This is a genomic window from Acidimicrobiia bacterium, assembly GCA_030584185.1.
Lineage (GTDB): Bacteria > Actinomycetota > Acidimicrobiia > Spongiisociales > UBA11373.
This window is the reverse complement of sequence record CP129495.1, coordinates 719,906-743,369: the sequence shown is the minus strand read 5'-3', so window position 1 is coordinate 743,369 and position 23,464 is coordinate 719,906. Positions and strand designations below refer to the sequence as shown.

General features: G+C 68.9%; 26 protein-coding genes. 15 read left to right on the top strand and 11 right to left on the bottom strand.

What is annotated here, in order from left to right; translation table 11 throughout:
• Window positions 1–47 precede the first annotated feature (47 nt).
• From QY307_03785 to QY307_03775, 3 genes are read right to left on the bottom strand one after another with little or no spacing between them, the layout of a single operon-like run.
• The gene (locus tag QY307_03785) at window positions 48–794 is read right to left on the bottom strand and encodes a hypothetical protein (protein ID WKZ83373.1); all 747 of its coding nucleotides are present in this window, start codon (window positions 792–794) and stop codon (window positions 48–50) included.
• Window positions 791–1,672 (bottom strand): ABC transporter ATP-binding protein, encoded by an 882-nt coding sequence (locus QY307_03780; GenBank protein WKZ83372.1) that lies wholly within the window; start codon window positions 1,670–1,672, stop codon window positions 791–793. The genes QY307_03785 and QY307_03780 overlap by 4 nt, the downstream gene beginning before the upstream one ends.
• Window positions 1,669–1,875 (bottom strand): PLD nuclease N-terminal domain-containing protein, encoded by a 207-nt coding sequence (locus QY307_03775; protein WKZ83371.1) that lies wholly within the window; start codon window positions 1,873–1,875, stop codon window positions 1,669–1,671. Before QY307_03775 ends, QY307_03780 begins: the two co-directional genes overlap by 4 nt.
• A gap of 78 nt (window positions 1,876–1,953) precedes the next feature.
• Here QY307_03775 and QY307_03770 point away from each other — a divergent pair, with 78 nt between their 5' ends.
• Window positions 1,954–2,439 (top strand): DinB family protein, encoded by a 486-nt coding sequence (locus QY307_03770; protein ID WKZ83370.1) that lies wholly within the window; start codon window positions 1,954–1,956, stop codon window positions 2,437–2,439.
• A 12-nt stretch (window positions 2,440–2,451) separates the two neighbouring features.
• On the opposite strand, the gene QY307_03765 is transcribed toward QY307_03770, so the two are convergent.
• Window positions 2,452–3,279, bottom strand: a complete 828-nt coding sequence (locus QY307_03765) for a sugar phosphate nucleotidyltransferase (GenBank protein WKZ83369.1) — start codon at window positions 3,277–3,279, stop codon at window positions 2,452–2,454.
• A 58-nt stretch (window positions 3,280–3,337) separates the two neighbouring features.
• Here QY307_03765 and nucS point away from each other — a divergent pair, with 58 nt between their 5' ends.
• The 10 genes from nucS (at window position 3,338) to QY307_03715 (ending at window position 13,988) form a co-directional block, all read left to right on the top strand.
• Window positions 3,338–4,003: an endonuclease NucS gene (nucS, locus tag QY307_03760; protein ID WKZ83368.1), complete on the top strand. Its 666-nt coding sequence runs from the start codon at window positions 3,338–3,340 to the stop codon at window positions 4,001–4,003.
• 100 nt (window positions 4,004–4,103) lie between these two features.
• Window positions 4,104–5,207, top strand: coding sequence for a metallophosphoesterase (locus QY307_03755; protein ID WKZ83367.1), 1,104 nt, complete (start codon window positions 4,104–4,106; stop codon window positions 5,205–5,207).
• The gene (locus QY307_03750; protein WKZ83366.1) at window positions 5,204–7,633 is read left to right on the top strand and encodes an AAA family ATPase; all 2,430 of its coding nucleotides are present in this window, start codon (window positions 5,204–5,206) and stop codon (window positions 7,631–7,633) included. The genes QY307_03755 and QY307_03750 overlap by 4 nt, the downstream gene beginning before the upstream one ends.
• Window positions 7,634–7,809: 176 nt before the next feature.
• Window positions 7,810–8,742 (top strand): sigma-70 family RNA polymerase sigma factor, encoded by a 933-nt coding sequence (locus QY307_03745; protein ID WKZ83365.1) that lies wholly within the window; start codon window positions 7,810–7,812, stop codon window positions 8,740–8,742.
• A 47-nt stretch (window positions 8,743–8,789) separates the two neighbouring features.
• The gene (locus tag QY307_03740) at window positions 8,790–9,473 is read left to right on the top strand and encodes a uracil-DNA glycosylase (GenBank protein ID WKZ83364.1); all 684 of its coding nucleotides are present in this window, start codon (window positions 8,790–8,792) and stop codon (window positions 9,471–9,473) included.
• Window positions 9,474–9,506: 33 nt separating this feature from the next.
• Window positions 9,507–10,736 (top strand): Fe-S cluster assembly protein SufD, encoded by a 1,230-nt coding sequence (gene sufD / locus QY307_03735; GenBank protein WKZ83363.1) that lies wholly within the window; start codon window positions 9,507–9,509, stop codon window positions 10,734–10,736.
• On the top strand, window positions 10,733–11,062 hold the full coding sequence (locus QY307_03730) for a non-heme iron oxygenase ferredoxin subunit (protein ID WKZ83362.1): 330 nt from the start codon (window positions 10,733–10,735) through the stop codon (window positions 11,060–11,062). Before sufD ends, QY307_03730 begins: the two co-directional genes overlap by 4 nt.
• A complete protein-coding gene (gene sufC, locus QY307_03725; GenBank protein ID WKZ83361.1) occupies window positions 11,059–11,808 on the top strand; it encodes a Fe-S cluster assembly ATPase SufC in 750 nt (249 codons plus the stop codon). The genes QY307_03730 and sufC (QY307_03725) overlap by 4 nt, the downstream gene beginning before the upstream one ends.
• Window positions 11,798–12,586 carry an alpha/beta hydrolase gene (locus QY307_03720; GenBank protein WKZ83360.1) on the top strand — a complete coding sequence of 263 codons (789 nt, stop codon included), beginning with the start codon at window positions 11,798–11,800 and terminating at the stop codon, window positions 12,584–12,586. The genes sufC (QY307_03725) and QY307_03720 overlap by 11 nt, the downstream gene beginning before the upstream one ends.
• Before the next feature lie 13 nt (window positions 12,587–12,599).
• Window positions 12,600–13,988, top strand: a complete 1,389-nt coding sequence (locus QY307_03715; protein WKZ83359.1) for a class II fumarate hydratase — start codon at window positions 12,600–12,602, stop codon at window positions 13,986–13,988.
• A 34-nt stretch (window positions 13,989–14,022) separates the two neighbouring features.
• Here the strand turns inward: QY307_03715 and QY307_03710 are convergent, their stop codons facing one another.
• The 5 genes from QY307_03710 to QY307_03690 are packed head-to-tail and all read right to left on the bottom strand — an operon-like array spanning window position 14,023 to window position 18,396.
• Window positions 14,023–14,946, bottom strand: coding sequence for a DMT family transporter (locus QY307_03710; protein WKZ83358.1), 924 nt, complete (start codon window positions 14,944–14,946; stop codon window positions 14,023–14,025).
• 8 nt (window positions 14,947–14,954) lie between these two features.
• Complete coding sequence (locus QY307_03705; GenBank protein WKZ83357.1) at window positions 14,955–15,410, bottom strand: SUF system NifU family Fe-S cluster assembly protein; 456 nt, start codon at window positions 15,408–15,410, stop codon at window positions 14,955–14,957.
• Window positions 15,400–16,632: a cysteine desulfurase gene (locus tag QY307_03700; GenBank protein WKZ83356.1), complete on the bottom strand. Its 1,233-nt coding sequence runs from the start codon at window positions 16,630–16,632 to the stop codon at window positions 15,400–15,402. The genes QY307_03705 and QY307_03700 overlap by 11 nt, the downstream gene beginning before the upstream one ends.
• A 34-nt stretch (window positions 16,633–16,666) precedes the next feature.
• Complete coding sequence (gene sufC / locus QY307_03695; protein WKZ83355.1) at window positions 16,667–17,419, bottom strand: Fe-S cluster assembly ATPase SufC; 753 nt, start codon at window positions 17,417–17,419, stop codon at window positions 16,667–16,669.
• Window positions 17,420–17,475: 56 nt separating this feature from the next.
• Window positions 17,476–18,396, bottom strand: coding sequence for an LLM class flavin-dependent oxidoreductase (locus tag QY307_03690; protein WKZ83354.1), 921 nt, complete (start codon window positions 18,394–18,396; stop codon window positions 17,476–17,478).
• A 114-nt stretch (window positions 18,397–18,510) separates the two neighbouring features.
• On the opposite strand from QY307_03690, the gene QY307_03685 reads away from it, so the two are divergent.
• From QY307_03685 to QY307_03675, 3 genes are all read left to right on the top strand, one after another.
• Window positions 18,511–19,641 carry an acyl-CoA dehydrogenase family protein gene (locus tag QY307_03685; GenBank protein WKZ83353.1) on the top strand — a complete coding sequence of 377 codons (1,131 nt, stop codon included), beginning with the start codon at window positions 18,511–18,513 and terminating at the stop codon, window positions 19,639–19,641.
• 50 nt (window positions 19,642–19,691) lie between these two features.
• Window positions 19,692–20,414 carry a hypothetical protein gene (locus QY307_03680; protein ID WKZ83352.1) on the top strand — a complete coding sequence of 241 codons (723 nt, stop codon included), beginning with the start codon at window positions 19,692–19,694 and terminating at the stop codon, window positions 20,412–20,414.
• Window positions 20,415–20,566: 152 nt separating this feature from the next.
• A complete protein-coding gene (locus QY307_03675) occupies window positions 20,567–21,406 on the top strand; it encodes a hypothetical protein (protein ID WKZ83351.1) in 840 nt (279 codons plus the stop codon).
• A gap of 98 nt (window positions 21,407–21,504) precedes the next feature.
• Here QY307_03675 and QY307_03670 read toward each other — a convergent pair whose 3' ends face one another.
• Window positions 21,505–22,134, bottom strand: coding sequence for a TlpA disulfide reductase family protein (locus QY307_03670; protein WKZ83350.1), 630 nt, complete (start codon window positions 22,132–22,134; stop codon window positions 21,505–21,507).
• Window positions 22,131–22,709: a disulfide oxidoreductase gene (locus tag QY307_03665; GenBank protein WKZ83349.1), complete on the bottom strand. Its 579-nt coding sequence runs from the start codon at window positions 22,707–22,709 to the stop codon at window positions 22,131–22,133. Before QY307_03665 ends, QY307_03670 begins: the two co-directional genes overlap by 4 nt.
• Window positions 22,710–22,781: 72 nt before the next feature.
• On the opposite strand from QY307_03665, the gene QY307_03660 reads away from it, so the two are divergent.
• Window positions 22,782–23,201 carry a hypothetical protein gene (locus tag QY307_03660; protein ID WKZ83348.1) on the top strand — a complete coding sequence of 140 codons (420 nt, stop codon included), beginning with the start codon at window positions 22,782–22,784 and terminating at the stop codon, window positions 23,199–23,201.
• The last annotated feature ends 263 nt before the right edge of the window (window positions 23,202–23,464 follow it).

Here is a 23,464-nt window from a genome sequence, read left to right as displayed (position 1 = left end):
AAGGGGAGCGGCCGACAGGGACAACCGTACCCATGGCGCCGGAGCGATCAGATCTCGCGTCGGTCGATTCGCAGCACCGCCACCCGGAGCAGCAGGGTTGTGGAAGCGAGGGCGCTGACCGTGGAACGCAAGAAGTCCAAAGGCTCAGCGTCGCTCGCAAGATCCATGGCGGCACCGACCAGCTCGCTGGGAAGCCAGGGCTCCACGGCGGCGATCAAGCCCACCGCCGGGATGGCGATGGCGGTGGCGAGCGCGGCGAAGATCGTGGTGGTCGTGCCGGCGGTGAAGGTGGAGATCGCCGCCACCAACGCCACCAGGAACCCGAGGTAGATCACGGCCAGCCCCGTGCCGAGCGCCACCCCGACCGTGTCGAGCGGCCCGATCAGGATCTCGGTGGCGATCACGGCCATGAAGGTCCCGACGATCAACGACAGAGCCGAAGCTGCAAGTGGAACCCAGTACCGGGGGGCGACGACCTGCCAGGCGTTCTCGACCCGGGTGCGATAGAACGCCGAGATCTCGGGGCGAGCGTCGATGGCGAGGGCGCTCGCCGCAACGATGACAACCGCCAGCACGCCCAGCTGGCTCCAGTTGGCGGCGAACTGGGCGATCCCGTCGATTGGTTTCGGATCGGGGAAGGTGACCTCGATCTCGCCCCCGAATCGGGCGATGATCTCGCCCAGGTAGCGAGCGCTGAGCGGTCCCAGGAGGCCGAAGGTTGCGAACACCCCGGCGAGCAGCATCCAGCGGTTGGTCCGAAGCAGGCGGGCGAGCTCCACCCTCCACAGGTTCATGAGGTGAGCTCCAGGAAGGCGGTCTCGAGGTCGGTGGCCGGCTGGATCGAGACCACGGCCGCACCGGCCTCCGCCAGCACTCCGGCGATGCGGCGCTCGGCGGCGTCGGGTGAGGACACCGCGATCCGCATCCTCCCCGGGGCGGGCTCGACTATGGAGGTCACCCACGGCTCGGCTTCGAGCATCCGGCGGGCTTCGCCTACTGGTGGCCTGACATGCACCAAGAGCACGCCCGACGTGCGTTCCAGCAGTCTCTCGAGGTCGCCCTGGAAGCGGAGTACCCCCCGGTCGATCACCCCGACCGTGTCGCAGACCTGCTGGACGTCGGAGAGGATGTGGGTGGAGAGCACGATGGTGATCGCTCCGCCGAGGCCGCCGATCAGGTCGAGGACATCCTTTCGTCCCGCCGGGTCGAGCGCCGACGACGGCTCGTCGAGTATCAGCACCTTCGGGTCGCCCACCAGGGCGGCGGCGATCCCCAGGCGCTGGGTCATTCCGCGGGAGAACCCACCGACACGCCGGTCGGCAACCGCGGCGAGTCCGGCGGCCTCCAGGGCGTCGGTCACCCGCTGTCGGGGGAGATCCGGGGCCACGAGGCCACGAGCCAGATCCACCACCTCGGCGGCGGTCAGCCACGGTTCGAACATGGGTGTGTCCACCAGCACCGCCAGGTGCCGCCGCTCCACCGCGAGGCGGAACCGACCCGAAGTCGGCCTGCGCAGCCCGGCGAGGATCGAGAGGAGCGTCGTCTTGCCGGCTCCGTTGGGACCGATGAGGCCGAACACGCTTCCCTCGGGAACGGCGAGGTCGACGCGGTCGAGGGCCAGGGTCTGCCCGTAAGCCTTGCTCAGGCCTTCGGTGGCGATGGCCAGGGTCATGCGTCCCGCAGTGGATCGAACTCGTGAGGCGACACCCGCCCGACCGTGGCGTAGACGATGGCGCCCAGGGGAACGCTGCACACGATGATGATCGCCCAGGCCCATTTGGGGAGGTGGCGGACCCGGTTGCGGCTGAGATCGAACAGGGTGATGGCGATCACCAGCAGCGCCGTGGCAAGCAGGCCGTAGAGGATGCCGGGCATCGGAACCACTCCCGAGGTCGCTGGCCTCGGATCGTAGCCAGGGTCACGACCGGGACGACCCGGGGTACCCTGGGCACCATGCAGCCCGACCTCCTGTCGCGATCCTTCCGGCGCAACGAGCGGATCGTCGCCATGCAGGCCGAGGGCATCACGCACGAAGAGGCGTTGACGGTCGTGCCCTACAACGTCAACTGCTTCAACTGGGTGCTGGGGCATCTGGTGGCAGGGCGCGGCCGGGTGCTGCGTGTCCTTGGGGCGGAGCCGGTGATGACCGACGCCGACGAGGAGCGCTACCAACGGGAGTCGGACCCGATCCGGGGCGACGGCCCGGGAGTGATCCGCTTCGAGCGTCTGCTCGAGATGCTGGCGGAGTCCTCCGACCGGATCGAGGCGGCGCTGGCGGCGGCCGACGCCGACTTCCTGGCCGAGGAGATCCCATCCGAGGAGGGCAAGGTGCTGCCCCGGCTCAGCCAGTTGATGTTCTACCTGTTCCACGACACCTATCACACCGGGCAGACCGATCTCATCAGGCAGCTGGCAGGGCGGTCCGACAAGGTCATTTGAGCCCGTCCGGGCTCAGGTGGGTCGGTCCTCGTCGAGCAGACGGTGGAGAGCCTGGCGGAAGTCTGCGGCCAGCTCGGGTCGGGAGAGGCCGACGGCGGCGGTCGCCTCGAGCAGCCCCGACGGCATCCCCACGTCGAGCAGGTCGTCGCCGACGATCACGGCGCGGGCCCCGCTGCGGCGGGCGGCGCGGTCGATGGCGTCGGTCAGCTGGATCTCGCCTCCGTGGCCGGCCGGGATCGCCTCCAGGTCGTCGAAGATCTCAGGGGAGAACACGTACCTTCCGACGATCGCCAGGTCGGAGGCGGCTCCGGCCCCGGGCTTCTCGACGGCGGCAGCCACCTCCAGCACTCCGTCCTGTGCCTCCCCGGCAGGGGTGACGATCCCGTAGCGATCGAAGAAGTCGGGCGGAACCCGGCGCACCGCAAGCACTGGCCTGCCGTCGAACTGGCTCGCCAGGCGGCCGCTGAAGGAACGGCCGGGGCGCGGGAACATGTCCGAGAGCAGGCACATGAACGGCCGGTCTCCGACGGCCGAGCGCGCCGTGAGCACGGCGTCGCCCAGGCCCATGGGCTGGGACTGTGTTACCGCCACGAACGACACCTGCTCCAGCCCGGCCATCGCCGGTCCTTCGGTGAAGTGGGAGAGCACGGGGTTCCCCGGTCGTTCATCGACCACCAGGATCACCTCGGTGATCCCGGCCTCGACGGCCTCCTCCACGACGTACTGGATGACGGGGCGGTCGACCACGGGAATCATCGGCTTGGCGACCACCCGGGTGGCCGGGCGCATTCGCGTTCCCGCTCCGGCACAGGGGACGACCGCCACGGTCACGGCGCTCATGACGGCACGCTACCCGACGGCGAGGGCCGGGCGGCGAACCCCGTTAGCCTCGCCGTCCATGAGGCTCCTCGTCGCCCGCTGCTCGGTCGACTACTCCGGGCGACTCGATGCCCACCTCCCATCGGCGGTACGCCTGATCATGGTCAAGGCCGACGGCTGCGTCGCCGTTCACGCCGACGGTGGCGCCTACAAGCCGCTCAACTGGATGAACGCACCGAACCATCTGGAGGAGGGCGAGGATCGGTGGGTGGTGACCAACCCGTCGGGGGAGACCCTCACCATCCTCGTGGAGGAGATACTGGTCGACCTGTCCCACGACCTGGGCCCGGACCCCGGTCTGGAGAAGGACGGCGTCGAGCGGAACCTGCAGGCACTGATCGCCGAGCGCCTCGCCGTGATCGAAGAGGGCCTCGAGATCCTGGAGCGGGAGTATCGGACCGAGGTGGGACCTGTGGATCTGCTTTGTCGTGACCCCGACGGCCAGGTGGTGGCGGTCGAGATCAAGAGAAGGGGGGAGATCGACGGCGTCGAGCAGCTGACCCGGTATCTCGCCGCCCTCAACAAGGATCAGACGCTGGCTCCGGTCCGAGGGATCCTGGCGGCCACCGTGGTCGTGCCCCAGGCGCGCGTGCTGGCGGCGGATCGCGGGATCGGGTGGGTCGAGGTCGATTACGACCTGCTGCGCGGGCTGGAGGGCCGGGCCCCGAGGCTGTTCGAGGTGTGATCCTCCCCGGGGTCCGGGTGTCCTGGCCGTCTCGCGGAACCGTCACATGCCGCTGGTAGCGTGATCCGGTCCCACGGATCCGACCGATCGAGGTGTGAGCGTGAAGCTGGCGATGTTCGCCGACCTCCATTTGGATGCCTCCTTCGCCAACCTGGGCGATGCCGGCAGGCGGCGTCGCGACAACATCCGCTCCACCCTGACCCGAATTCTCGAAACGGCAGCGGCAGAAAGGGTGGACGCCATCCTTTGCGGCGGCGACCTCTACGAGCACGAGCGGTCCGGCCAGGACACCCTGCGGTTCCTCGAGCGAACCTTCGCCTCTGTGGATGTGCCGGTGCTGGTGGCTCCGGGCAACCACGACTGGTTCGGGCCGGCGAGCCTCTACGCCCGCGGGGAGTGGAGCCCGAACGTCCACGTGTTCGAGGAGGCCCGGCTGACCCCCTTCGAGCTCGCCGACGGCCTCACCTTGTGGGGGGCGGCACATCGCGCCCCTGCGGGTACCCCCGGCTTCCTCGAGGGCTTCTCGGCCCCGGACTCGGGGGTCCACATCGGACTGTTCCACGGGGCGGCGTTGGGCGGGATCGCAACCGAAGACCGCGACCACGCCGGTCGTCCCAAGGCCGGCCATGCCCCATTCCGGCCGGAGGCGGTCGCCGAGAGCGGGCTGAAGTTCGCCTTTGTCGGGCACTATCACCGGGCCCGGGACGAGGCGACCTTTCTGTACCCCGGAAACCCCGATCCGCTGTCGTTCGGGGAGCGAGAGAACGCCGGGCTGGTGATCGCCGAAGTCGGTGGCGACGGCAAGGTGGCGGTGTCGAGGATCTCGGTGGCCACCTCGCGGGTCGCCGACGTCGAGCTCGATGTGACCGGCCTGACCGATGCCACCGCCCTGGCGAACAGGGGCAGGGAGCTGTTGGCGTCGCTCGAGGGGTCGGTTCGGCTCACGGTTGTCGGCGAGATCGATCCGGCCCTGGAACTCGACCTGACGGCGCTGGGAACCCTCGGGCCCGATCTCGACGCCCTACAGGTGGTGTCCGGCGCCCTCATCCCTTCCTATGACCTGGAATCGCTTGCTGAAGAGCAGTCCATCCGCGGGGAGTTCGTTCGCAGGGTGAGGAACGCAGGCCTCGACGAGGCGGAGTCGAGGGAGGTGCTCCTGGTCGGGCTCAGAGCGCTCGAAGGCCATCCGCTGGGGGAGCCGTGAGGTTCCGAAGAATCGATGTGGCCGGATTCGGTGCCATCTCCGGGCGGTCGCTCGAGTTCGCCGAGGGCTTCAACGTGCTCGTAGGTCCCAACGAGGCAGGAAAGTCCGCCTGGCACGCCGCCCTCTACGCAGGGCTGGGCGGTCGGCGGCGAGCGCAGGGGTCAACGGCGTTCGACGCCGCCTTCGAGAGCCGACATCGTCCTTGGAACGACACACCCTGGGAAGTCGCAGTGCGGGTGGTGGCCGATGACGGAACCGAGTATGAGATCCGGCACGACCTCGGAGGTCACCGCGGGTGCCACATCGTCGAGCTGACTACTGCCAGGGACCTCTCGGCAGAGCACATGCACGAAGGGTGTCCCGACGGATCGGTACTCCTGGGGCTCAGGCGGGAGCTGCTGTGGCCGACCCTGTTCATCCGGCAGGCCGATGTGTACGCCGCCTTCGTGGAGCGCAAGCCCGGAGCCGAGAGGGTCCCGCTTGCCGGGAGCCTGCTCCAGGGACCGCTGGAGCAGGCGTTCGACTCGCGGTCCGGCGACGCCAATGTGAACCGTGCCCTCGAGCGACTCGCCAGGCACCTGGCCGATGACGTGGGCACCGTTCGTGCCCACACCAAGCCGCTGCGGATCGCCATGGACCAGGAGCAGGAGGCCACCGCGGAGATGGCGCGCGCCCGGGAGGCACACGCCGAGATCGATGCCCGCCACGAGGCGCTTGCCACCGCCGACGCCGAACTGGCGGCGGCGAACCGGCGACTTCGGGAGGCGCGCGCCTGGGTCGCCGTCGAGGAGGCGGAGCGCCTGGGCGAGGCAGTTGCCGAGATCACCGAGTTGGCGAACAGGTTCCCCGACCTGGAGCGGCCACTGTCGACATCCGGCCGCGAGGATCTGGTTCTGGCCGCGAAGCAGGCGCTCCAGGATTGGAGGCGTCTGGGTGCCGAACCCGAAGGTGCGCCTGACCTGCCGACGGAAGAGGATGCCGGCGTTCCGATCGAAGGGGATGTCACCCCTCACCCAGCGGCGATCGAGGCCGAGGCCGAGCTGCGCGCCGCCCGCCGGATCCATGCCGGCCTGGAGCAGCGGGTGCGGGCGGTGGCCCCTGCTGCGGGCGGTGTTCCCGCAAGGCGAGCGAGGCTTGGAGGATTCGCCGGAGCCGGGGCCGCGGCTGTGGTCGGCGGTGGAGTGGCGTTTGCCATCGGGAGTGCCGCCACCGGGATCGCGCTGGTGGCGCTCGGTGCCGTCGTTCTCGCTGCCGCCGGTGTGCTCTGGCTGGTGCGCCGGGAGATCGCCGGTGGCGACTCCGATCGTCGAAGGCCCGGTGCCGCAGAGGAGGATCAGTTGGCCGAGGCCGTGGCGACGGTGGGTCGAGCCGAGGAAGCGCTGCTCGAAGCGCTGCGGGGCCGCCTCGAACCGACACCAGGGGAGCCGGTCGAAGTTGCGATGGAGAGGTACCGGGGGGAGTGCGCCGTTCGTGCGGCAAGGGCGCGGCGGGCGGAGGCCCAGCGCCGCCGGGAGGTGTTGGACACCCTTCGCAGCAGCGCCCGCGCCCTCGGGATCGAGCCATCAGGTGATGACGTAGGCACCCTGGTGGCGGCCGTGGAAGGGGCCGCCGCCGAGCTCGATGCTCAGCGCCTGGCCGCCCAGGCGGAACTGGAGGCCTGGTCCCGTCTGCGCACCCTGCTCGCCGGCGAAGACGTCGCCTCTTGGCAGCGTCGCCTAACAGTCGCAGAAGCGGCGGTGGCGAATCTCGGCGGTCGGCCTGCCGGGCAACGACCCGCCGACCCTCAGGCGGCTCTGAGATCGGCGGAAGCGGGTGTCGAGGAGGCCCGATCCCGCCTCGATGGTCTCGCCGGGGAGGTCGGTGTGCTCGAGGAGAAGGCTCCGGACGTCCCCACCCTCGAGGAGAACCTGGCAGTGGCCCAGGATCGACTTGGGCGCCTCCTCCGCCGCCAGCGTGTCGTCGAGAAGGCGCGAGCGCTGCTGGAGGAGGCGCAGAAGGCGGTGTTCGCCACGGCGGCGCCGATCCTCAAGGGTGCGATCGAGGCCCGCCTCCCGGCGATCACCTCCGACCGCTATCGAGAGGTGGGGGTCGACGCCAGGACGCTGTCGATCACGGTCCGGACACCCGGTGGCGCATGGAAGGACGCCGGATTGCTGTCCCACGGAACCACGGAGCAGATCTATTTCCTTCTGCGTTTGGCCCTGGCGGAGGTGCTCGTGGCGGAGGGAGAGAAGCCGTTCCTGGTGGTCGACGACCTCACCGTCCAGTCAGACACCGAGCGGACCATCGCCCTGCTCGAACTGATGCATCGCCTCAGTGCCGACACCCAGATCATCCTCTTCTCCCAGGAGGACGAGGTGCGCTCGTGGGCCGAGGCCAACCTTCTGGGCGAACGTGACCGCTTCCAGGAACTCCCCGCGCTCTGATCCGCGGTCCTCGCTGTGGACAACCTGGTCCGGGCGACCGATCGGAGCCGCCTCCCTGTTGCCGGTTGGGCGCAGCCTGGCCCCAGCAGTTGTCCACAGGACCTGTGGAGAACCTGTTGCGAGACCATCGGCGGTGGTGATAGCGTCGCGACGCCTCTCCTCGAAGGGGGTACTGCTTGGCCAGGCGGCTCAAGGACTCGGCTCCGGTGTCGGATGCCATCGGGATGTACCTGGATTCGGTTTCGGGTCACGAGCTGTTGACCGCCGAGGACGAGGTCAGGCTGGCCCGGTCCATGGAGGCGGGAAGGCGGGCACGATCCCGCCTCGACACCGCCACCGGCCTCGATTCCTCGGAGAGGGCTCGTCTGTACCGGTTGGTACGAGAGGGCGAAGACGCCAGGTCGGAGTTCATCCGCTGCAACCTCCGGCTCGTGGTCTCGATCGCCAAGCGCTACACCGGCCGCGGGCTCGAACTTCTCGACCTGGTTCAGGAAGGCAACCTCGGGTTGATCCGGGCAGTCGAGAAGTTCGACTGGCGCAAGGGGTTCAAGTTCTCCACCTACGCCACCTGGTGGATCAGACAGGCCGTCACCCGGGGACTCGGAAACCAGGGGAGGACGATTCGGCTTCCGGTACACATGGTCGACGTGGTCCGAACCGTCCAGGAGACCGTCCTCTCACTGGGCGAGCGACTGCGGCGCTCTCCAACACGCGAGGAGATCGCCGACGCTTCGGGGCTCGATCCGGACCGGGTGGACCTGGCGCTGGCCGCCCCTGGTGAGACGGTCTCTCTCGAGCGGCCGGTGGGATCCGACGGAGATGCCGAGCTGGGCGACTTCGTCGAGGATGGCGGAGTCGTCGATCCCTTCGAGCTGGTGGTCGAGGCTTCGGCCAGAGACCACATCGGCAGTGCCATGGCGATGCTCGAAGAGGAGGAGCGGGTGGTCATCGCCCTGAGGTACGGCCTGGACGGAGCGGCGCCTCGGACCCTCTCCGACGTCGGCAAGGTGTTCGAGCTCACACGCGAGAAGGTCCGATCGATCGAGGGCCGCGCCCTGGCCAAGCTGCGCCACCCGTCGAGTGGGTTCGACCTGGAATCGCTTCTCTGACCGGCGGCGGTTGCCCGATGGCAGATGTCCGGCGAGGCTGGGGGCAGATGGAGACACTCGCCGACCGGATCGCCGCATGCCGCGCCTGTCCGCGCCTGGTGGAGTGGCGAGAGCGGTGTGCCCGGGAGAAGCGACGCGCCTTCGCAGGCGAGGAGTACTGGGGCAGGCCGGTCCCCGGCTGGGGCGATCCCGCCGCCCGGGTCGTCCTCATCGGTCTCGCCCCGGCAGCACATGGCGCCAATCGAACCGGGCGGATGTTCACCGGCGACCGATCGGGCGACTTCCTCTACCGGGCCATGCACGAGGTGGGTCTGGCATCGGTTCCGGCCTCTCGCCACCGCCACGACGGGCTCGCCCTCACCGGCGCCTGGGTGACCGCTGCCGTGCGCTGCGCCCCACCGGCCAACCGGCCGACCCCCGAAGAACGCGACCGCTGCCTGCCCTGGCTGACAGAGGAACTGGAACTCCTCCCGGAAGCGAGGGTCCTGGTGTGCTTGGGAGGGTTCGCCTGGGCCGCCGTGCTTCGGCATCTCGCCGCCGCCGTTTCTTCCCTGCCGCGTCCCCGGCCGGCCTTCGGCCACGGAGCCGTGTTCACGGCGGGTCGCTACACGGTGATCGGATGCTTCCACCCGAGCCAGCAGAACACCTTCACCGGGAGGCTCACCACCGAGATGATGGTGGCGATCCTCTCCCAGGCGGTCGACCTTGGGTTGGCGCACCCACCGCTTTAGCATTCGCCGTCGTCGAACCGAGGTCCCGTCCCGGTGTTCCCGATAGGCGAAGAGGCGAGCAGACGCGCCGCCGGGGCATTCTCCCCGGAGGGTCGCCGACGCGTCGAGGCAGGCTGGAAGGCGTTTACGGCCCTACCCATGCCCGCCGAGGTCGAGGAAAACTGGCGATACGTCGATCCCGGGATCGACATGGCGGAGTACTCGTTCAGGGATGCACCGGGATCGCCGGCATCGAGGGCGTCTCATCCGGTGGAGGTGAGGCTCGGGGCGCGTGTCGTCGACGGGTTCACCGTCGAAGCGTCGGGTGGCGATGGCGTCGAAGTGGTTCCCTTGCGGGAGGCCGCCGGGCACGGCCAGCCGCCGTCGACGGCGGACAAGCTGGAAGCCTTTAACGAGGCCTTCTGCCATGACGGGGTCCTGGTCACGGCTCACCCCGGGGCCTCTCCTGCCGACTCGGTCGTCATCGACGTCGAGGCGACCACTGGCGGGACCGCATCGGCGCCGAGGGTGCGCATCGTTGCCGGCCGCTCCTCCCATGTCGGCGTCGTGCTCGTGCAGCGTTCACCCGATGGGTTGCCGATCCTGGTGGTCCCGCGGGTCGAAGTGGAGGCCGGCGACGGTGCAACGGTGACGCTCACCGTCGTGCAGCAGTGGGGGAGCGACACCCGTGCGGTCGCCCGACACGCCTACCGGCTGGGAAGGGATGCCACGGTCCGACTTGCCGAGGCCGGCCTGGGGGGAAGGTACTCGCGCCTGCATCTCACCGCCGATCTGGAGGGTGACGGCTCCGCCGCCGAGGTCGTCGGCGCCTACTTCGGTGACGGCGAGCAGACTCTGGACTACCGCTACTTCATGCGGCATGCGGCTCGGGGAACCACCTCGGACATGTTCTTGAAGGGGGCCGTCGCCGGGGACTCGCGATCCGTGTTCACCGGCCTGATCCGCATCGAGATCGAAGGCCAGAAGACGAGCGCCCATCAGACCAACCGCAACCTTGTGCTTTCCGACGGCGCCGAGGCGCATTCCGTCCCGAACCTGGAGATCCTCGCCGACGACGTGCGCTGCGGCCACGGGTCTGCGGTGGGCCCGCTCGACGACGACCAGCGCTACTACCTGATGAGCCGCGGCCTGGAGCGGCCCAGGGCGGATCGGCTCCAGGTGAAGGGCTTCTTCGAGGAGGCCCTGCTGCGGTTCCCCGACCTCCGGTTCGAGCCGATGCTGCGAGAGGCCGCCATGACCAAGTACGAGGGGGTGGTGGGATGAGCGTCCGGGTCCGGCTCGCCGCTCTCGCCGACCTGCCCATGGGGCGCGGGCATCGCGTGGAGGTCGCCGGGCATCGCATCGCCCTGTTCCGTATCGACGATGCCGTGTACGCCGTAGGTGACCGTTGCAGTCACGCCGAGGCCTCGCTCTCCGAAGGCGAGGTGTACGACCGTACCGTCGAGTGCCCGCGGCACGGTTCGGAGTTCGATCTGGTCACCGGCGTTCCCGGAACCCTCCCCGCCACAAGACCGGTCGCCGTCTACGAGTTGGAGATCGTGGACGGCGAGGTGTTCACCGATCTCGAGCCGGTCGAGGACGGGCAATGAGCGCCCTGCGGCTGAAAGGCTTCGATGTGGTCCTAGGGGAGAGGACGATCGTCGACGGCGTCGATCTCGAGGTGCCGTACGGCGAGGTACATGTTCTCATGGGCCCGAACGGGTCGGGCAAGTCGACCCTGTGTCACGGCCTGATGGGGCGTCCCGGCTACGAAGCCCGTGGCGCGGCCGAGGTCGGCGGCATTCCCATCCTGGGGCTGGACACCGCCGGTCGAGCCCGCGCCGGTCTCTTCGAGGTCTTCCAGTACCCCGTGGAGGTGCCCGGGGTGACCCTGGCCGATCTCATCGACGAGATGGCGTTCTCTCTCGGTGAAGAGGTACGGGAGCGTGCCGCCGCCGGAGCCCGGCTCCTGGGGGCGGCACCGTTCCTGGGGCGTGCGATCAACGCCGGCCTGTCAGGCGGCGAGAAGAAACTCTCCGAGATGACCCAGCTGCTCGCCCTGGCGCCCAGGATGGCGATCCTCGACGAGATCGACTCCGGGCTCGACGTCGATGCCGTCCGCACCGTGGCCGCCGCGGTGGAGGGGATGCGGAGCCCCGACATGGGGATCCTGGTCATCACCCACTACACCCGAATCCTGGCCCACCTCACCGTGGATCGGGTGCACGTGATGGTAGGGGGCCGCATAGTGGAGTCCGGCGATCGGTCGCTCGCCGATCGCCTCGATGCAGAGGGCTACCGCGGCGTGGCGGCGGGGGGTGCTGCCACCGGCGACGACTTCCTCAGTGGCCTCTGAGCCGGTTCCTCTGGCACATCTCCACTGGGGAGGAGGCGGGCGCCGGGTACTGCTGCTCCACGGCCTCGGAGCCTCGGCCGAGGGCTGGTGGCGCCTGGCTTCGGCGCTGGCCGATGCCGGGTTCGAGGTGGTGGCTCCCGACCTGAGGGGCCATGGCGACAGTCCCAGGGGCGACTCGATGGCGCTCGTCGACGTGGCAGCCGACGTCGAGGCACTCGGTGACGGGTGGGAGGCGGTGGTCGGCCACTCGATGGGCGGCGCGGTGGCCACCCTGCTCGCCGTCTCCAACCCCGGCTGGACGAGATCGCTCATCCTCCAGGACCCGGCCCTGCTGATGCCGGAGTCGATGGACCAGGTCCTCGAGTGGCTGCTCGCCGAGTTCGCCGGCCCGATCACCGCCGATCGTCTGGCGTCCGACAACCCGCGGTGGCTGCCCGAGGACGCCGCCGCCAAGGCGAGGGCACTGGTGAGCGCCGGCCCGGCGACGATCGAGGACGCCGTCCGGGCGAACTGGCCGTGGCGCCTGATCGATGAGGCGGCGGCGATTCCGGTACCGACTTTGCTCCTGGGCTCCGATCCCGCCACCGGAGGGCTGTTGCCGGTCGCCCTCGGTGAGTGGCTCGCAGCGACCAACCCGCGGATCCGATACCAGATCATCCCCGGCTCCAGCCACTCGGCACATCGCGACTCCGATGCTTGGGAGGCATACGTCTCCCGGGTGATCGGCGGGATCGAGCGGCCGCCTACGCTTGGCGGGAACGCCGATCAGCCGACCTGACCCGGAGGCACCGATGCGCATCGAAAGAGACTCGATGGGGGAGATGCAGGTCCCCGACGACGCCTACTACGGAGCATCCACCCAGCGGGCGGTGGAGAACTTCCCGATCTCGAACCTGCGCCTGCCGCGGCGTGTGGTGGCGGCCCTGGGACTCGTCAAGGGTGCCGCCGCCGAGGAGAACGCCTCCCTGGGTCTCGTGCCCGAGGAGGTCGCTGCCGCCATCAGGCGGGCCGCCGACGAGGTGGTCTCCGGCTCCCTCGACGGCCAGTTCGTGGTCGACCTCTTCCAGACCGGGTCCGGGACCTCGTCGAACATGAACGCCAACGAGGTGATCGCCAACCGGGCGGCCGAGATCCTCGGAGTCGACCGGGGCAGCCGGACCGTCCATCCCAACGATCACGTCAACGCCTCGCAGTCATCCAACGACGTGATCCCCACGGCGATCCACATCGCCGCCGTGGGAGCGCTGCGGGAGGAGACCATCCCGGCACTCGAGCGCCTCGAGGCGGCGCTGCGAGCCAAGGCGGAGGAGTTCGACCACATCGTCAAGTCGGGCCGGACCCACCTGATGGATGCCACGCCGGTTCGCCTCGGCCAGGAGTTCGGCGGGTACGCCTCCCAGGTCGCCAAGGGGGTTGAGCGGCTGCGGGCGGCCCTTCCCGGACTGGAGGAGTTGGCACTCGGTGGAACCGCCGTGGGGACCGGCATCAACGCTCCGCCCGGCTTCGCCGCCGGCGTGATCGCCAGAATCGCCGAGAGGACGGGCCACCCGTTCCGGGAGGCCGACGACCACTTCGAAGCCCAGGCGGCCAAGGACGCAGCCGTGTTCGCCTCGGGAGCACTCAAGACCGTGGCGGTCTCACTCTTCAAGATCGCCAACGACGTTCGCTGGCTCGGGTCGGGACCGCGTACCGCCATCGGCGAACTGGTGCTGCCGGCGACCCAGCCCGGGTCCTCGATCATGCCCGGGAAGGTGAATCCGGTCATGGCCGAGTCGGTCATGCAGGTGGCGGCGCATGTGATCGGCAACGACGCCGCCATCACCTGGGCGGGGGCCAACGGCAACTTCGAGCTCAACGTGATGATGCCGGTGCTGGCCCACAACCTGATCGAGGCTGCCGAGCTGCTGGGGGCGGTGTGTGACGCCTTCCGGGAGAAGTGCGTGGTCGGTCTCGAGGCCAACGAGGAGCGTGCCGCCTGGCTGCTCTCGCAGAACATCATCATCGTCACCGCCCTGGCGCCTTTGATCGGATACGACAAGTCGGCCGAGATCGCCAAGAAGTCGTTCGCCACCAGCCGCGGGGTGAAGGAGGTCGCTCTAGAGATGGGCGTCCTTCCCGAGGACGAGCTAGATCGTGCGCTCGACCTCCGCCACATGACCGAGGGCGGCATCGCCGGCTGACCGGGGTGGTTCGGCGGCCCGCCGCTAGGGAGCCTCACGCCTCCCGACGGCTGGTGAACCAGGCACCGACGAGGACCAGGGCAGTGCCCAGCAGAGACAGCGGATGGATCGTCTCGCCGCGAACCAGGAAGCCGAGAGCTACGGCCACGATCGGAACGAAGTAGATCGAGATCGCTCCTCGGGTGCCGCCCACCCGGCCGACGAGGGTGGTCATCAGGACGAAAGCAAGTCCGGTGCCCAGCATTCCCAGCGGCAACATCGCCAGCGCCGAGCTCCAGGCCCACGACGAGCCGGGAAGCTGCGCCAGGCCGAGTGGTGTGACCAGGGCCAGGGCTACCAACTGGGCCCGCAACAGAACCGGGAGTGCGCCGTACCGGTGCTGGAGGGGGACCGCCATGTTGGCCGCCAGGCCGTAGAGGGTCACCGCCACCAGGATGAGGCCGGCGCCGAGCGCCGTTGCCGACGAGTCCTGGATCTCGGGGAGGAATACGGCGGCGACGCCGGCGAAGCCGATGGCGATCCCGAGCAGCTGGCGGCGACCGGGAAGGGCGCCCATCAGGGCGGTTGCCCACACGGCGGTGGTGATGGGAACCGCCCCGTTGATCATCCCCGCCACCGACGAGTCGATCCACTGCTGGGCGACGGGGAACAGGATCAGTGGCAGGGCGAACCAGGTCACTCCGAGAAGCGCTACCCGGGCCCGATCCGACCGAGCGATCGGTGTCCGGGCCCGCGGAATCAGCGCCAGGGCCAGCGTTCCCAGCCCGATCCGAGCGAGGGTCACCACCCCCGGTTCGAAAGCATCGAGGCCCTCGGCCATGAAAAGGAACGAGGAGCCCCAGATGGCGGCTATCCCGGTGAGGAGCCCCCAGTCGCCGGTGGTGAACGCATCCCTGCTGATCCCATGGCTGGTGGCGGGCAGGTCGGAGGTGCGGCGGGGGCGCCCGGCGATCGTCATGGCAGTGCCTAGCCGGTCCCGGCGTCGCCGCCCAGGGCCTCCATCAGCGTCGTCCACGGCAGATCGGCGCACTTGATGCGAACCGGGAAGCGGCGGACCCCGGCCAGTGCCTCGATGTCCCCCAGGGCCGCGCCCGGCCGATCGGGGTCGATCCCGGGTTCACCGGGCTCGATGTCCAGCAGCCGCTTGACGCGATGGGAGAGTTCGGTCACCTCCTCCAGGGTCTGGCCCACGATCCGGTCGGCCATCATCGATGCCGAAGCCTGGCTGATCGAACAGCCCCTTCCGGTGAAGCGGACGTCGGTGACGGTCCCGCCGTCGATTGCGAGGTCGATGCTGAGCTCGTCGCCGCACAGGGGATTGCTGCCGTCGGCGTGGGCGTCAGGGTGGTCCAATCGCCCGGCGCGACGGGGGCTGCGGTAGTGGTCGAGGATCACCTGGCGGTACAGATCGTCAAGCGACACCGAAAATCCTCCGCGCCTCGTGCAGCGCCGCCACCAGGGAGTCCACATCGGACATCTCGTTGTACAGGTAGAACGAGGCCCGGGCGGTTGCGGGAACGTCCAGGTGGCGCATCAGCGGTCGGGCGCAGTGGTGCCCGGCGCGCACCGCCACCCCTTGCTGGTCGAGGATGGTGGCCAGATCGTGGGGGTGGATGTCGGCCAGGGTGAAGGAGACGGCTCCCCCGCGAAGCGTCACGTCGCCGGGGCCGTAGACGGTGAGGTCGGGGATCTCCGCCAGGCGATCCAGGGCGTACTGCGTGAGCTCGGCTTCGTGCCGGCGTACTACGTCCATTCCCACGGTGCTCAGATAGTCGACGGCGGCGCCGAACCCGACCGCCTGGGCGATGGGTGGGGTCCCGGCCTCGAACTTGTGGGGGACGTCAGCCCAGGTGGACTCGTGGAGCATCACGTCGCGGATCATCTCCCCGCCACCCTCGGCGGGCTCCATCTCCTCGAGGCGGTCGAGGCGGCCCCACAGTGCGCCGATGCCGGTCGGTCCCAGCATCTTGTGTGCGCTGAAGGCGAGGAAGTCGGCCCCCATCGTCTGGACGTCGGTGGGGGAGTGCGGCACCAGTTGGGCGCCGTCGACGACGGTGATCGCTCCCACAGTCGCAGCTGCCGCCACGAGCTCGGCGAGGGGTCCGATCGTCCCCAGCACATTGGACATCCCCGAGAACGCCACCACCTTCACCCTGTCGTCGATCACCCGATCGAGTCCGGTGAGGTCGACGAGATGATCTCCGGTGAGCGGGAGGTACACCAGCTCGACGCCGGTGTGGCGGCTGATCAGCTGCCAGGGAACGACGTTGGCGTGGTGCTCCATCATCGTGAGCAGCACCCGGTCGCCGGGCGCTAGGTGATAGAGGCCCCATCCATAGGCGATGGCGTTGATCGCCGAGGTCGTCCCCCGGGTGAAGACCACCTCGCGCGGGGAGGAGGCGTTGATGAACTGCGCCACCTTGCCGCGGGCGCCCTCGTAGAGGTCGGTGGCCTCCTCGGCGAGTCGGTAGGCGCCGCGATGCACGTTGGCGTTGTGGCGGCGGTAGTACTCGTCCACGGCGTCGAGCATCTGCACCGGCTTCTGGGTGGTGGCGGCACTGTCCAGGTAGACCAGCGGCTTGCCGTTCACCTCGCGCTCCAGGATGGGGAAGTCCTTGCGGAGGTGTGAGAGGTCGGTGGTCATGCGATCGTCGCGCAGGGGCCAGGGCCGGAGAGCATCATGCTTCGACGCCGGCGCGGTAGGCGTCGTAGCCGTCGACCTCGACTCGCCGGGCCAGGTCGGCGTCGCCGCTCTCCACGACACGGCCACCCACGAAGACGTGCACCCGATCGGGTGAGAAGTACTCGAGCAACCGCTGATAGTGCGTTATCACGAGGAAGCCCCGATGCGGCGACTGCAGCCGCTGCACCCCTTCGGCCACGATGGTCAGGGCGTCGACGTCGAGTCCGGAGTCGGTCTCGTCCATGATGGCCAGTTCGGGTTGCAGCACTGCCATCTGCAACACCTCGTTGCGCTTGCGCTCGCCTCCGGAGAATCCCTCGTTCAGGTATCGGTCGGCGAATGAGGCATCCATGCCCAGGGCGGCCATGGCGTCGGCGACCTTGAGGCGCATCTCGAGGACGGTGTAGTCGACCCCGGTGCGATTGCTGAGGGCCGATCGCAGGAAGTTGACGACGGTCACCCCCGGGATCTCCTCCGGATACTGGAAGGCGAGGAACATCCCCGCTCGGCCCCGGGCGTCGGGCGCCCAGGCGGTGACGTCCTCACCCTTGAAGCGAATGCTGCCCGCCGTCACCTCGTAGCCGGGATGACCCATGAGGACGTTACCCAGGGTCGACTTCCCCGACCCGTTGGGGCCCATGAGGGCGTGCATCTCGCCCTCGGCGATGGTTAGCGAGACGCCCTTGAGGATCTCGACGCCACCGGCGGCGGCGTGGAGGTCGTCGATCTCTAGGAGCGGGGCGGACATGGTGGCTGAGGATATCGGGGCCCATCCCCCTACCGAAAAGGATTGTCGGAGTCGGCTCAGGCCCCCAGGGCGTCGAAGGCCTCGTCGAGTAGATCCTCGTCGTGCGGGCCGAAGTGCTGCAGGTAGATCCGATCCACCCCGATCTCGGCCAGCCGGGCCACGGCCTCGCCCACCGAGTCGGAGTCGCCGATGGGAAGTCCTCGCTCTCGGTAACGCGCGGCGATGGTGCCGGCGTCGCGTCGAAAGGGATCGGCGGCGGCGATCCGCTTCAGGTTCCGCTCGTAGGCGGCGCCATCGTGTCCGGCCACGACCGCCGTCATCACGGAGACGCGGATGTCCGATGGCTCCCTCCCGGCGGCGACGGCCGCCTCCCGGGCGCGTTCGATCCGCTTCACGATCTCGTCCCGGGGCCGGATCGTGAGGTTGTACTCGTCGGCGAAGGTGCCGGCCAGGCGCGGCGTGCGCCGCTCGCCTGAACCCCCGACCACGATCGGGAGGGGTCCGGTGGGCAGGGGGCGCACCTCCTCGGCGAGCAGCGAGTAGTGCCTGCCTTCGAACGGCCCTTTCCTGCGGCCAAACGCATGATGCAAATAGGCCAGGGACTCCTCGAACCGATCGAACCGGGTGCCGGTGTCGAAGAACTCGATCCCGTACTCCGAGTGCTCCAGCTCCATCCAGCCGGTCCCCACACCGAGCGAGAACCGGCCGTTCGAGATCTCGTCGATCGTGGTGGCGTTCTTGGCCATCACCGCCGGATGTCGGAAGGTGATCGGGCTGACCAGCACCACCAAGCCGACCGAGGAGGTTTCGGCTGCCAGTCCGGCGAGGGAGGCGAAGGCGTCGGTGGCGTGCGGTGCCGTCACCCCCTGGAACGAGTAGTGATCGGAGCGGGCGAAGGCGGCCAGCCGGCGTCTCTCAGCGAAGGCGGCCAGGGTTCTCTGCGTGTCGTAGCTCATCCCCAGTTGGGGCTCGGTCATCAAGGCGAACTCCACGACACCTCCCGTTCGTCGGCGGGACTCTGCCACCGTCCCGTCGGCGGTGCCACTCGCGCGTCTCACTACCCTGGCACCGAATACGGCACGGAGGCAACCATGGACTTCGCCTTCAGCGAGGAGCAGGAGATGCTCCGCCAGACCGTGAGGCGCTTCCTCGACACGAAGGCGCCCTCTTCGGTGGTGCGGTCGCTGATGGAAACCGATGATGGATTCGATCCCGGACTGTGGCAGGAGATCGCCGCCCAGGGATGGCAGGCGATGGCCATACCCGAGGAGTACGGGGGCGCCGGCTTCACCTTCCTGGAGCAGGGCATCCTGATGGAGGAGATGGGGCGCGCCCTGTTTCCAGTCCCTTATCTGTCGTCGGTCGTTCTCGCCGCCGACCTCATCCTCCGGTCCGGGACCGAGGAGCAGAAGCAGGAGCTCCTGCCCGGGATCGCCTCGGGGGAGCGACGGGTCGCCCTGGCCCACCTCGAGGAGACCGGTCGCTGGGATGCCGCCGGGATCACGATGCCGGCCAAGCGCGACGGATCGGATCTGATCCTGAACGGGATCAAGTCGTTCGTGTTGGACGGACACACCGCCGACACTCTCCTGGTGGCGGTGCGCACCGCCAATGGCGGAGGTGACGACGGCGTGGCCCTGGTGGTGGTGGACGGTGCCGCCGACGGCGTGACCCGGCGTCGCCTGGAGACCATGGACATGACCCGCAAGCAGGCGGAGATCGTCTTCGACGGGGTGAGGGTGCCGGAGTCCGCCGTGTTGGGGTCGGCCGGATGGGGCGACCTGGAGGGCACCATCGCACGGGCGGTGGTGGCGCTGGCGTTCGAACAGGTGGGCGGCGCCCAGAAGTGTCTGGAGATGTCGGTCGCCTATGCCAAGGAGCGGGTCCAGTTCGGCCGCCCGATCGGCTCCTTTCAGGCGATCAAGCACAAGTGTGCCGACATGCTGGTCAAGGTCGAGTCCGCCAAGTCGGCTGCGTACTACGCCGGGTGGGCGGTGGCCGAGGACAGCGACGAGGTCCCGATGGTGGCCCCACTCGCCAAGTCATACTGTTCGGAGGCCTACTTCTTCTGCGCCGCCGAGAACATCCAGATCCACGGCGGCATCGGGTTCACATGGGAGCACGACGCCCATCTCTACTTCAAGCGTGCCAAGACCGACGAGTTGCTCTTCGGCACACCGGCGCAACACCGCGCCGTTCTCGCTGATCGCCTCGGGCTCTGATCCGCAGGCTGGGGGGCAGCGGCTAGTGTCGCTGCGGCCGCCGTAAGGAGATGACGAAGGTGGATGGCAGGTTGCTGCGTTGGGTTCCGTGGCTGCTGGGGCTGATTGCCGCCCTGTTGCTGGTATTGATCTTGATTCTCGTGGGAGGCGACTCTGGGGACGGCTCGGCGGGTTCCGGTGCCACAACCGTTCCGGCGTCAGACTCGACGCTGGTGCCGCCCACCACTACACCGGTGGAGACGACGGCGTCAGCCTCCACGACCATGCCTGCGGCCACAACGGCTCCGCCTGCCACGACGGTTCCGGCGACCACCACCACGACGGCAGCCCTCTACCTCTTGCCTGATGGCTTCGGCAACCTGGTTGCCGGAGCCGACCACAACGCCCTGGCCGCCGCCGGTGAGATCACGGCGCCGTCGTGGGACTTCACCACGGCCAATGACGGATACCAGTGCGGCTGGGCCCAGGGTGCGGGGCCGAACACCGGCGTCGACGTCCAGTTGTTCGAGTGGGTCGCCGTTGTCTTCAGCGTCGATTCCTCCATCCGGACCCCCGAGGGCCTGGGGGTGGGTTCCACTGCGGCCGAGGTGATCGCGGCCCTCGGCACTCCGACGGAGGACCTCGCCGGGGCGTACGTGGAGACCGAGCGCAACCTCTACTACGAATCCGGGGCCCACGGGTACCGGTTCGAGTTCGCCGACAGCACCGGCCCGGTCACCCGGGTGTACGCCGGGTTCTGGGACATGATCCACCTGTCGGAGGGCTGCGTGTGATCCTCCGGTGAGCGGCAACCCGGTGGGCCGAGGATCGCCGTCGGCGCCACCGGTTGCTTGGCGGCGTCGAAGGGCGCCCTGGTCGGAGGCGTGATCTCCGGCCCGGGTGGGCTTCCACCCATGGCGGTACGATCCCGGGATACGACGGGGTGATGCCGATGCGAAGACTGGGAATCCTTCTGATCGTCTACGGCGCCGGGGTGGCGGCCGTGGCTGTGCTCGGCCCGCTCGCCACCGATGTCATTCGCTACCACGTCGTGGAGTCGGTCGAGTGGCAGATCATCGGCGGTGATGTGGCGGCGCTGTTCCTGGTGGCTCCCACCGCCCTGCTGGCCGGGACGCTGCTGCTTGGCGGGCAGCACAGTGGCGCCGTGGTGGCGCTGGCGCCCACAGCCTTCGGCGTCTACACCTATGTGCAGCTGGCGATCGGCGGCGAGTTCGGGGTGCAGCCAGGCAACAGCGAGCGGTTCTTCCCGCTGTTCCTGGCGATGTTCCTGCTCGCCGGGCTCGGACTCGTCCGGGCATGGTCTGCGGTGAGCGAAGCGATGCTGCCGGAGCCCTCACGGTTGGTACGCCGGATAGTGGTGACAGTGGTCTTCGTGCTGGCGGGGTTCCTCGCCCTGGGGCTTCACCTCCCCGGTCTGATCGACATCGTCGGCGGCGAGCCGTACGACCTTGCATACGTGGACAGCCCGACGGTGTACTGGGTGGTCAAGCTGATGGACCTGGGCATCGTCGTTCCGGCGGCGATCGCCACCGGGTTGGGCCTCGTTCGCCGAACCGCCTCGGCCACCAAGGTGATGTACGCCGTGGTGGGTTGGGGAGCGCTGCTCGGCTCGGCGGTGGCGGGCATGGCCATAGTGATGCAGATCAACGACGACCCGACCGCCTCCCTGGTGAACTCGATTCTGTTCACCGGGTTCGCCTTGGCGTTCGTCGTGCTGGCCGCGGTGATCCATCGTCGGGTGCTCGCCGCCGATCGCAGCAGCTGACCCCGTTCACGGATGGTCTGCGAAGCGACAGGAGTCGGCCACGGACGACACCGAGCAGCACCCGTGCGGTCGTGACCGCCGCCGATGCGTCCCGGTCGCTACTCGGTGACCAGCGCCGCCAGGGTCTGGGCGATCTGGTCGAGGGTTTCAACGGGCAGCTCGCCCGAGTCGCGCGCCACGACGGTCCCGTCGGGAGCGAGGAACACCCAGAACGGGAAGGCGTCCAGCCCGTAGGCGGCCGAGATCGAGTAGCCGGTGTCGTCGACGATCACAGGCGACGTCCAGCCCTCCCGATCCAGCCACTCCGAGGGCGGATAGTTGGGCCGCGTCGACGAGGTGTTGGTGGCTATGCCGATCAGCTCGACGTTTGCCGGAAGGCGATCGTCCTCCAGCCACTGCTGGACGACCGGCACCTCGGCCTGGCAGTGGGGGCACCAGTGGGCGAGGAAGATCAGGATCTTGGCGTCCCCGGTGTCGTGGCTGATCGACACGGCGTTGCCCTCGAAGTCGGCGCCATCCACCTCCGGTGCCACCAGGCCCAGCGCCGGGTCCACCGCCGCTCCGGCGCGGGGCAGTGCGTCGCCGATGATCGAGGGATCGCCGTACTCGTCGGTGACCCCGGTGTTCATGGTGAGGAGCACTGTGGCGATCAGTGCCACGGTGCCCAGGCCGGCCAGGACCGGGAGCAACGGGAACTTCTTGGCCTGCGCCGGCTTGCGCGTTGTCATGTGACGGGGTCCTCCTCGGGCTCCGGTTGCGGGACGGTCTCGCCCCTGTCGAGCAGCAACACGGTAATGATCACCGCGAACGATACGAACGCCATGAACGGGATCGACACCAGGTCGAACTTCCAGACATAGGCGGTGGTGCACGGCACCAGGGTGGAGCAGGCGCCAGAGGCAAGATCGGGGAACCGCTGGATGGAGTAGTGGTAGGCGGCGATGAGTGCGCCGATCGAGGCCAGGGGGTAGACGTAGCGATGGACCCTCTCGTCCCTGCCGATCAGGCCGACGGCGAGGATCACCACCAGCGGGTACATGGCGATGCGCTGGTACCAGCAGTACTCGCAGGGGATGAATCCGGCGATCTCCGAGAAGTAGAGGCTTCCCAGCATCGCCACGGTGGCCATCAGCAGGGCGAGGCGGGCGCCCTGCCCCGACATCGAGGCGAGCACCGACTCCCACACCCGCCGGGAGCGCTCCGAGGCCAGCGCCAACAGGCGCACCACCCAGACGGCCACGACGCAGGCGAGGAGGAGCAGCGAGCCCACGGCGAGGAAGGTGGATACGGCATCGACGGTCATCGTGGGAAGCAGGCTAACCGGCGGCGGATGATTCGAGGACGAGTGCCTGGGCACCTTCGGTACGATGATGCCATGAGCCCGGTGCTCGCCGTCGTCCTTCTCGGGACCCTGTTCATGGTCATACTCGCCGCTCTCGCCTGGCAGGGTCTGAGCGGTCGCGCCGGCGGCGACTCCGCCGTCTACTTCCTCGAGGACGCCGCCCACTTCGTCCACGGTGCGTTGTCCGAAGGTGCCGCCAGCCGCCTCGATCGCGATCAGGTGAAGCGCCTGCTGGAGTGGCAGATCGAGTACCAGCAGGTGGAGGCACCCCGCACGCACGGGCACACTGCGGTGATAGGCAGTGGCGAGGCGCTGGAGTATGTGCTCGAGAAGGCGGAGGCCGCCGGGTACGGCGTGGAGCCGCTCGACGTAGCCGAGGTGATGGCTGCCGAGGTCGAATACCTGCTAGCCATAGGCGCCGTGGGCAAGCCTGTGGAGGAGGACGGATCGTGATCGTGAAGTGCGGACGGTGTGGGGCGGGGTTCGAGGTGAGTGGCCCCGGTCGTCACGGTTGCCCCACCTGCGGAACGGTCAACGAGGTGCGCGGACGCCAGCCCGACCCGGGGCTGTCGGTACCTCCACCGCCGCCCGAGCCGCCGGCACCTTCGCCACGGGTCGCGTGCGGTTCATGTGGTTTCACCTTCATCGTGGGAGACGTCGGCGAGGCGCCCTGCCCCAACTGCGGCGAACCGGTTACGGTCTCCTCCGGCTCCGGA